Genomic DNA, 8,446 nt, shown 5'->3' on the forward strand with positions numbered 1-8,446 from the left:
CCCCGCCCGCCCCAACCGGCCGCTCCGGCTCGCCCGTGATCCCCGCTTCCAGGACGTCCGCCATGAACCGCGCGCTCAAAGTCGCCCTGCTGTGCAGCCTCGCCGTCACCGTCGCCTCGTGCGGCACCGTTCGCCGCGCCCTGCCATTCGGCCTGGGCGGCGACGACGCGCCCCGTGCGACCGCCACGGAAGGTCAGCGGATCTCGGTGCTTGAGTTCGAGCAGCAGTTGGCGCCGTCCGCGGCGCTGGCGGGCCGCGACTTCTTCATTCCCGGCCCGCAGGCGGCCACGGCCTGGACCCAGCCCGGCGGCACGACCGAGAACGCGGTCGAGCACGTGATCGGCGCGGCCGACTTCGCCGTCGCCTGGCGGCGGGGCGTGGGCGCGGGCTCGTCGCGCGTCCGCCAGGTCATGGCTCCCGTCGTGGCCGACAACGGCCGGGTCTTCGTCCTGGATGGCGAGTCCAGCCGTGACGGCGCTTGACGCCGGCACGGGCGCCCAGGCCTGGAAGGTGAACGTCCGGCCCGAAGGGCGCGAACGCGGCGGCTTCGGCGGCGGCGTGGCGGCCGGCGGCGGCAAGGTGTTCGTCGCTTCGGGCTATCGCACCGTCTCCGCCATCGATCAGGCTTCGGGCTCGGTGCTGTGGACCACCCCCGTCGACGTGCCCATCCACGCGCGCCGACCGTCTCGGCAGCCGGGTGTTCGTGGTGGACGTCGAGAACCAGATGATGGCCTTCGACGTCACGACGGGCCGTCAGGACTGGTCCTATCGCGGCATTCCCGAGCCGGCCCGCATCATGCGCGCTTCCAGCCCGGCCGTGACCGGCGAAACCGTCATCGCGCCGTTCTCGTCGGGCGAGGTGATCGCGCTGCGGGCCTCCACCGGCCAGGCGCTCTGGACCCAGGTCCTGTCGCGCACCAGCCGCACCAGCGCCCTGTCCGAACTGCGCGACATCGCCGGCCGGCCGGTGATCAGCCGCGGCGTCGTCTACGCCATCGGCCACTCGGGCGTCATGTCCGCCATGGACGTGCGCTCGGGCCAGCCCAAGTGGCAGCTTCCGGTCGCCGGGGTGAACGCGCCCCTGCCGGTCGGCGACGTGGTCTATGTGGTGTCCAAGAGCGGCGAACTGACCGTGGTCAATCGCGACACCGGCCAGGTCTATTGGACGCGGGACCTGAACGAGGGCCGCACGCGCCAGGAGGGCGGCTTCCTGGGCTTCTTCGACCGAACGGTCACGCCGGAATGGTCCGGTCCGCTGCTGGCCTCCAACCGCCTGCTGCTGGTCAATTCGGACGGCGAACTGGTGGCCCTGGACCCCAAGACCGGCGCCCAGACCGCCACCCTGAAGCTGGGCGGACCCGCCTTCATCGCCCCGGCCGCCTACAACGGCTCGGTCTACGTCCTGACCGACAAGGGCGATCTGGTCAGCATCCGCTGACCAAACATCGCGAACTGCGTTAGAAGGCCGACATGGCTCTGAAGGTCGCCATCGTCGGCCGCCCCAACGTGGGCAAGTCGACCCTGTTCAACCGCCTCGTCGGCAAGCGTTTGGCGCTGGTCGACGACCGGCCGGGCGTGACCCGCGACCGTCGCTACGCCGATGGGAACATCGGCGACATGGACCTGACGCTGATCGACACCGCCGGCTACGAGGACGTCACCGACCAGAGCCTGGAAGCGCGCATGCGCGAACAGACCGAGGCGGCCATCGACGACGCCGAACTGATCCTGTTCATGATGGACGCGCGCGAGGGGGTGACCTCTCTGGACCGGATCTTCGCCGACCGCCTGCGCAAGGTCCACAAGCCGGTCATCCTGCTGGCCAACAAGTCCGAGAGCCGCGAAAGCGGCGGCGGCGTGGGCGAGGCCCATGCGCTGGGCTTCGGCGAGCCGGTAGCCTTATCCGCCGAGCACGGCGAGGGCATGGCCGACCTTTATCAGGCCATCGTGGCGGCCTCGGCCGATATCTTCGTCGAAGAGGCCGAAGAGGCCGACAAGCCGATCCGCATCGCCGTCATCGGCCGCCCCAACGCCGGCAAGTCCACCCTGGTCAACCGCCTGCTGGGCGAGGACCGCCTGCTGACCGGCCCCGAGGCCGGGATCACCCGCGACAGCATCTCCGTCGACTGGGAGTACGAGGGGCGGGCGATCCGCTTCGTCGACACCGCCGGCATGCGCCGCAAGGCCCGCGTGCAGGAGAAGCTGGAGAAGCTGTCGGTCGCCGACACCATCCGCGCCATCACCTTCGCCGAGGTGGTGATCCTGATGATGGACAAGGACAACGCCTTCGACATCCAGGACCTGCAGCTGGCCGACCTGGTCGAGCGCGAGGGTCGCGCGCTGATCTACGTCGCCTCCAAATGGGACCTGGAGGAAGAGCCCCAGGCCCGCCTGGCCGAGCTGAAACGGATGGCCGAGGACAAGCTGCCCCAGCTGAAGGGCACGCCGTTCGTCGCTCTGTCGGCTCACTCGGGGCGCGGGGTCGAGCGACTGATGCCGGCCGTGATCCAGGCCTATGAGACCTGGTCGGTGAAGGTGAAGACCAAGGACCTGAACACCTGGCTGTCCCTGGCCACGCAGCGGCACCCGCCGCCCGCGGTCGACGGCAAGCGGATCAAGCCGAAATACATCGCCCAGACCAAGGCCCGGCCGCCGACCTTCGTGCTGATGGCCAGTCGGGCGGCGGCCATGCCGGACCACTACAAGCGCTACCTGATCAACTCGATCCGCGAGAGCTTCGATCTGCCGGGCACGCCGATCCGCCTGACGGTCAAGTCGAGCGGCGACAACCCCTACGCCGAGGGCGGCGCCAAGTCGGGCCCGGAACGCTACAAGGGCGACGCCAAGACCGCGCCGCGCCGGGTGAAGAAGGCCGAAAAGGCCGAGGAGCGGCTGTCCAACCTGCCCGGCAAGGCGCTGGAGCAGAAGAAGGCGCGCAAGGCCCAGCCCAAGGTGCTGGGCGGGCTGAAGGCCAGCTCGTCCAAGAAGGCGGGATCGTCCGTGGCCGTCCAGAAGGGCGCGCGCGGCGGGGCCCGTCAGGTCTCCCGCTCGGGCCGCATCCGCACCGGCCAGAAGCACGCACCGAAGAAGTAGGGCGGGTCGCAGCCCCCACGATTCCTGACGTCCTACTCCGCTCTGTTGGAGGCCGTCTCCGGCGCGGGCTAGCATCGCGCCTAGGCTCCATCTCCTGGGCCGCGGAGGACGACGTCATGCTCGAACTGTTGGCGATGACGGCCCTGGTCGGCCAGGAGTTTGACGGGGAGCGGATCGATTGCCGCGACGCCGGACGCAACGATATGGAGATGCGCGTCTGCTACGGCTGGTACCGGGAGCGGGAGGAGGCGCGGATGCAGCGCTATCTCCAGGCGGCCCAGGACGCCGCCGCCCAGCGCCGCGCGGAAACCGAGGAACGCGCCGAACGCCGTGGCCGGACCGATTCCGATCCGGTAGATCAGGAAAGAGCCTGGATGCAGGCGTCGGCGGCGGCTTTCACGGCCTACCGGGATATCTGGTGCAACGGCGTCTACGAGGCGTTCGGCCGGGGCACGGCCCGCGGCCTGGCCCAGACGGACTGCGAGATCGAGCTCACCCACGAGCGCACCAAGGTGATCTGGCGCGACTATCTGTACCGCGGCGCCGAGGAGCCTATCCTGCCCGAGCCCGTCAAACGGGCCTGGGAGGAGGAGCCGACTCCGTCCCCGCCGGAGGACCTGGACGAATAGGCCGCTCAGCGCTTCAGGTGCAGGCGCTGGCGGACGACCTTGCGGCCCACGACCCGATCGCCGGCCTGCTTCCACCGGCTGCTGTTGATCAACTGCGATTTCAGCACGGGCAGCTTGCTGCAGCCGGGGAGGGACTTCAGGGCGACCTTCAGACTGTCCGACACCGTCTTGGGCAGCCATGGGTTCAGGTGCACGCGGGCCACCCAGGCGATGGGCAGGGGGATGCCCAGCGCCGGCTGCTGGGCTTCCCGGGTCTCGATCAGGATCCGATATTCGTCCTCGGCGGCGAAGCCGTGGCGTTTGACGAAGGGAAGCCGGTCGACGTCCTTAGCCGTCAGGCCCTCGACCTTGGGCAGGACCAGGTAGTCGACCGGGCCGAACCGCGCCGAGGGCAGGGTGGCGAGCCAGTCCTCCAGCGGCTTGCGGCGGATTTCTATGCAGGCGCCGTCGGCGGTGTTCGTGAAGACCCGCCAGTGATGATAGGTCTCGCGGCATTGCGCCGCGCAGACCGCATACAGGCCGCCGACGCCCTTCTTCTCCTTGTACAGGCCCATGAAATACCGATCGTTCCGATCGTCCAGGCCTGGGGGTCCAGCAGCGCCAGCTCCTTGCGAAGAAGGGTGTCGATCACCGACGAGATCGAGGTGTAGCGACGGATCACGTCTTCGGCTTCGGGCATCGGCGGCTCCTCGACGACAGGTGTCGATCACAACGTCCGGCGACGCAATTCGCGCGTCGCTTCGGGACGGCGTCAGACCAAAGCCGACGCCTCTGGGGCCGCATTCCAGTCCTTGAAGCTGACTGTCAGCGGCGGCGTCAGGTCGCCGCGGGCCAGCTCCACGATCAGGGGGCCGATGGCCGAGGGGTGGACATTCTGTTCAGGATCCTCGCCGGGAAAGGCCTGGGCCCGCAGCTGGGTGCGCATCCGGCCGGGATCGACGATGGAGACGCGGACGGGCATGGACTCGATCTCGTCGGCCCAGCATTTCATCAGCGCCTCCGCCCCCGCCTTCGTCGCGGCGTAGGCGCCCCAGAAGGCGCGCGGCGCGGCCGCGACGCTAGTGGTCAGGTGGATCACCCGCGCTGCGCTGGACGCCTTCAGCAAGGGCTCCAGCGAGCGGATCAGGCGATAGACGGCGGTGAAGTTGGTCTTCTCGACCTTGGCGAAGCCGCGCGGGTCGGCGTTGGAGACCGGCGTAAGGCCTTCGGCGCCCATGGTCGCGGCCGCCTGCACCCAGATGTCCAGCCGGCCGAAGCGCTCATACAGCGCCCCGCCCATGCGGTCGATCGCGCCGCCGTCCACCAGGTCGAACGGGATCAGGGTGGCGTGCTGGCCGGTGGCGGCGAAGATGGCGTCGTCCAGCTCCTCCAGGCCGCCCTGCGTGCGCGCCGTGGCGATCACGTGCGCGCCGGCCTTGGCCAGGGCGAGGGCGCTTTCGTAGCCAATGCCGCGCGAGGCGCCGACAACAAGGGCGATGCGGTCTTTCAGGGGGAGGTCGGTCATGGCGCGCTGATAGCGCGACCGTCCGGCGCGCGGAAGCGAAACCGGCCTAGGAGGCGGCGGCAGGCTGCCACAGGCTGAAGCTGACGCCCTGGTTGTCCGAGACCACCGCGGACAAGCCCGCGGCGCTTTCCGACGGCACGGCCGCCTTGCCGCCCAACTCGGTGACCCGCGCACACGCGGCGGTGACGTCCTCGACCCGGAAATACAGGTGAGTGAAGGTCCCGGCCCGTTCGACCTTGATGAAGCCGAAGGGCGGCTCGCTGTCCGCGACCTGGGCGTAGGTCGGATTGGAGGCCTCGGCGTCGAACGTCCAGTCGAATAGCGCGCCATAGAAGGCCTTGGCCTTCTCGATGTCGGGCGTGTCGATGGTGAAGTAGCCGAGCTGGATCATGGGCGGTCCCGAAGGCGAGGACCGGACGCGGCCGATCCGTACCTTAAGCGCTCACCAGCAGCGAAAGTTGCCGCGACGCCTCCTCGCGCCCGCCTTCCTCGATCTCGCGATCCAGCAGGCGGGTGGGGTAGTCGCCGGTGAAATAGTGGTCGGTGAACTGAGGGTTCTGCGGATCGCGCGGGCCCGCCTCCATCGCCTCGTACAGGCCGTCCACCGACAGGAAACCGAGCGAGTCGACCTCCAGATAGGCGCGCATTTCCTCCAGCGTCTTGTTGGCGGCGATCAGCTGGTCTCGCTCGGGCATGTCGATGCCGTAGAAGTCCGGCCAAAGGATCGGCGGCGAGGCCGACCGCAGGTGCACCTCCGCGGCGCCGGCCGCGCGGACGGCGCGGACCAGCTTCACCGAGGTGGTGCCGCGCACGATGGAGTCGTCGATCAGCACCACGCGCTTGCCGGCGAGCACGGCCTTGTTGGGGCTGTGCTTCATGCGCACGCCCTTCTGACGGGCGCCCTGGCTGGGCTGGATGAAGGTGCGGCCCAGGTAGTGGCTGCGGATGATCCCCATCTCGTAGGGAATGCCGCTCTCCTGGGCGTAGCCCATGGCGGCCGGCACGCCGGAATCGGGCACCGGCACGACCACGTCGGCCTCGACCGCGTGCTCGCGCGCCAGGCCCCGGCCCATGCGCTTGCGGACCTCGTAGACCGACTTGCCGTTCACGAAGCTGTCGGGGCGCGAGAAGTAGACGTATTCGAACAGGCAGGGGCGAGCCGCCTTGACCGGGAACGGCTTGATCGAGCGGAGGCCCTCGTGGTCGATGACCACGACCTCGCCGTGCTCGACGTCGCGCACGAAGGTGGCGCCGACGGTGTCCAGCGCGCAGGTCTCGGACGCCAGCACCCAGGCGTCGCCGATCTGGCCCAGCACCAGCGGGCGGATGCCCAGCGGGTCGCGCGCGCCGATCATCTTGGAACGGGTCTGGCAGACCAGGGCGTAGCCGCCCTCGATCCGGCCGATCGCGTCGATGAAGCGATCGACCACCTTGGCCTTACGGCTTCGGGCGATCAGGTGCAGGATCACCTCTGAATCCGAGGTCGACTGGAAGATCGCACCTTCGGAGACAAGTTGGCTGTGCAGGTATTTGAAATTGGTGAGATTACCGTTGTGAGCCACGGCGATTCCGCCCTGGTCCAGGTCGGCGAACATCGGCTGGATGTTGCGCAGGAAGGAGCCGCCGGCGGTGGAATAGCGGGTGTGGCCCACCGCCGCCGATCCGGGCATCCGTTCGGCCAGGTTGCTTCCGCCGAAGGCCTCGCCCACCAAGCCCATGTGACGCTCGGTGTAGAAGCGCGCCTCGTGCACGCTGGCGATGCCGCAGGCTTCCTGTCCGCGATGCTGCAGGGCGTGCAGGCCAAGGGCCACGATGGAGGAGGCGTCGTCCTTGTCCGCGCCCCAGACGCCGCAGACGCCGCACTCCAGCCGCGGCCGGTCGTCGTCGGCGTCGCGATGGTGCTCCCGGTGGACGACCGGAGCGGCGATGGAGTGGTCGAGGCGGCTCATCGTGGGGCTCCGATGAAGCAGGGGACGCTAGCGCTGGGCGGACGGCGGCGAAGTATTGCTTGTTTGGGGCGAGGGCAAGGCTTCGTCCTCGGAAAACCCTTTGCTCACGGACGAACTGACGACTGGAGACAGGGCGTCGGCGCCGCGCCCGATGCCCGGCAGAACGATCTGGATCAGCCGGGCGGCGCCCGCCGTCACCGGCCGAAGGGCGGCCTCGCTCAGCCAGCGCGGCGTCTTGTCGCCCGGCATGGCGGCCACGATCACCAGATGGATCGCGCCCAGAAGGACCAGGGCGCGCGCCGCGCCGACGAAGACGCCCACGAACCTGTCAACGCCGCCCAGATGGGGGTGGGCCTGAGCCCGCCTGGACAGGATCGAGCCGAAGATGCGGATGCCGAAATAGATCAGCAGGAACGATCCCACCGCCGACAGGATGGTCCCCGCCCAGTCGGGATCGACCAGTCCCCGGCCGATCGGCGCGGTCAGGGGCAGGGCGACCAGGGCGACGAAGGCCGCCAGCACGAAGCTGAGCAGGGTGATGATCTCGCGCGTGCCGCCGCGCACCCAGCCGGCGCCGGCCGAGGCCAGGATGACCAGGATGGCGATGACGTCGAAACCGGTCATGGATGCTCGGAGGTGTAGAAGATTTGCATAGCCGTTTCGCGAGATTCGTTCGACGGCCGTAAAGAGCGCGCCGCCGGAAGCCGGCGGCGCATCTCTCAGGATCAGGCTGCAGGCATCGCAGGGGCGGCCGGCCTGGGTTCGGTCTCGGCGATGGTCCAGGCGGCGCCGTACATGCTGGGCGTGAAATGCACCCAGATGTTCCGGTCCGCCCGACGGATCAGATAGGTCGTGGTCGGGTCGTTGTAGATGTCGCCCAGGCCGTCGATCATGCCGACCTTCACATCGTCGCTCAGGGTGTCGGAGGCCGAGGTCGGGATCTGGCTTTCGGTCACCTTGACGCCGCCGAGCGCGAGAACCCGCTGCTCGATGGCGCGCTGGAGTTCGAGCTTGGAGAAGGTCTTGCCCTCGGCGGGCTGAATGCCGCCCTGATAGACCTTGCCCTCGACGAACTCGAACGCCGAGCCGGTCCAGAACGGGAAGCGCGCCAGATCCTGGGTGTGTCCGCCGCCGTCCTGATAGCCCGCGGGCAGGGCGACGTAGGGGAACGCGCCCAGGGCGACCTCCGAAACCGGAACCTTGCTGATGTCGAAGGCGGCGGCCGCAGCCGCGGCTGGAGCCGCCGCATCGGCCGCGGCGGGCGCGACCAC

Annotated in this window: 10 protein-coding genes and 1 pseudogene; 5 read left to right on the top strand and 6 right to left on the bottom strand. The window is 69.1% G+C overall.

Annotated features, from left to right (window positions below):
- Nucleotides 1–62 precede the first annotated feature (62 nt).
- The 5 genes and pseudogenes from AC2W7C_RS09965 to AC2W7C_RS09985 all read left to right on the top strand — a co-directional run bounded on the left by AC2W7C_RS09965 (nt 63) and on the right by AC2W7C_RS09985 (nt 3,722).
- Nucleotides 63–482 carry a hypothetical protein gene (locus tag AC2W7C_RS09965; protein WP_486001302.1) on the top strand — a complete coding sequence of 140 codons (420 nt, stop codon included), beginning with the start codon at nt 63–65 and terminating at the stop codon, nt 480–482.
- Nucleotides 454–1,108, top strand: a pseudogene (locus tag AC2W7C_RS09970) (PQQ-binding-like beta-propeller repeat protein); the annotation flags it as partial. The gene AC2W7C_RS09965 and the pseudogene AC2W7C_RS09970, both read left to right, overlap by 29 nt.
- Before the next feature lie 195 nt (nt 1,109–1,303).
- The gene (locus AC2W7C_RS09975) at nt 1,304–1,438 is read left to right on the top strand and encodes a hypothetical protein (protein ID WP_486001311.1); all 135 of its coding nucleotides are present in this window, start codon (nt 1,304–1,306) and stop codon (nt 1,436–1,438) included.
- A 32-nt stretch (nt 1,439–1,470) separates the two neighbouring features.
- Nucleotides 1,471–3,093 (top strand): ribosome biogenesis GTPase Der, encoded by a 1,623-nt coding sequence (der, locus tag AC2W7C_RS09980; protein WP_486001303.1) that lies wholly within the window; start codon nt 1,471–1,473, stop codon nt 3,091–3,093.
- A gap of 116 nt (nt 3,094–3,209) precedes the next feature.
- On the top strand, nt 3,210–3,722 hold the full coding sequence (locus tag AC2W7C_RS09985; RefSeq protein WP_486001304.1) for a lysozyme inhibitor LprI family protein: 513 nt from the start codon (nt 3,210–3,212) through the stop codon (nt 3,720–3,722).
- A gap of 5 nt (nt 3,723–3,727) precedes the next feature.
- On the opposite strand, the gene AC2W7C_RS09990 is transcribed toward AC2W7C_RS09985, so the two are convergent.
- The 6 genes from AC2W7C_RS09990 to AC2W7C_RS10015 all read right to left on the bottom strand — a co-directional run.
- Nucleotides 3,728–4,276 carry a hypothetical protein gene (locus AC2W7C_RS09990; protein WP_486001305.1) on the bottom strand — a complete coding sequence of 183 codons (549 nt, stop codon included), beginning with the start codon at nt 4,274–4,276 and terminating at the stop codon, nt 3,728–3,730.
- Nucleotides 4,277–4,473: 197 nt separating this feature from the next.
- Nucleotides 4,474–5,226, bottom strand: coding sequence for an SDR family NAD(P)-dependent oxidoreductase (locus AC2W7C_RS09995; RefSeq protein WP_486001306.1), 753 nt, complete (start codon nt 5,224–5,226; stop codon nt 4,474–4,476).
- Nucleotides 5,227–5,272: 46 nt separating this feature from the next.
- Nucleotides 5,273–5,617, bottom strand: a complete 345-nt coding sequence (locus AC2W7C_RS10000) for a VOC family protein (protein WP_486001307.1) — start codon at nt 5,615–5,617, stop codon at nt 5,273–5,275.
- 43 nt (nt 5,618–5,660) lie between these two features.
- Nucleotides 5,661–7,175, bottom strand: coding sequence for an amidophosphoribosyltransferase (purF, locus tag AC2W7C_RS10005; RefSeq protein WP_486001308.1), 1,515 nt, complete (start codon nt 7,173–7,175; stop codon nt 5,661–5,663).
- A gap of 27 nt (nt 7,176–7,202) precedes the next feature.
- Nucleotides 7,203–7,799, bottom strand: coding sequence for a CvpA family protein (locus AC2W7C_RS10010; RefSeq protein ID WP_486001309.1), 597 nt, complete (start codon nt 7,797–7,799; stop codon nt 7,203–7,205).
- A 101-nt stretch (nt 7,800–7,900) separates the two neighbouring features.
- Nucleotides 7,901–8,446 (bottom strand): hypothetical protein (locus tag AC2W7C_RS10015; RefSeq protein WP_486001310.1); only part of this gene is annotated, 546 nt, incomplete at its 5' end.

It is taken from the genome of Brevundimonas sp. CURTG3B2_SDJG (assembly GCF_057364705.1).

Bases quoted from the DNA above. Each gene is read 5' to 3' on its own strand.
- AC2W7C_RS09995 (WP_486001306.1), bottom strand. From the start codon at position 5,226: ATGACCGACCTCCCCCTGAAAGACCGCATCGCCCTTGTTGTCGGCGCC.
- AC2W7C_RS09990 (WP_486001305.1), bottom strand. From the start codon at position 4,276: ATGGGCCTGTACAAGGAGAAGAAGGGCGTCGGCGGCCTGTATGCGGTC.
- AC2W7C_RS10000 (WP_486001307.1), bottom strand. From the start codon at position 5,617: ATGATCCAGCTCGGCTACTTCACCATCGACACGCCCGACATCGAGAAG.
- purF (WP_486001308.1), bottom strand. From the start codon at position 7,175: ATGAGCCGCCTCGACCACTCCATCGCCGCTCCGGTCGTCCACCGGGAG.
- AC2W7C_RS10010 (WP_486001309.1), bottom strand. From the start codon at position 7,799: ATGACCGGTTTCGACGTCATCGCCATCCTGGTCATCCTGGCCTCGGCC.
- AC2W7C_RS09965 (WP_486001302.1), top strand. From the start codon at position 63: ATGAACCGCGCGCTCAAAGTCGCCCTGCTGTGCAGCCTCGCCGTCACC.
- der (WP_486001303.1), top strand. From the start codon at position 1,471: ATGGCTCTGAAGGTCGCCATCGTCGGCCGCCCCAACGTGGGCAAGTCG.
- AC2W7C_RS09985 (WP_486001304.1), top strand. From the start codon at position 3,210: ATGCTCGAACTGTTGGCGATGACGGCCCTGGTCGGCCAGGAGTTTGAC.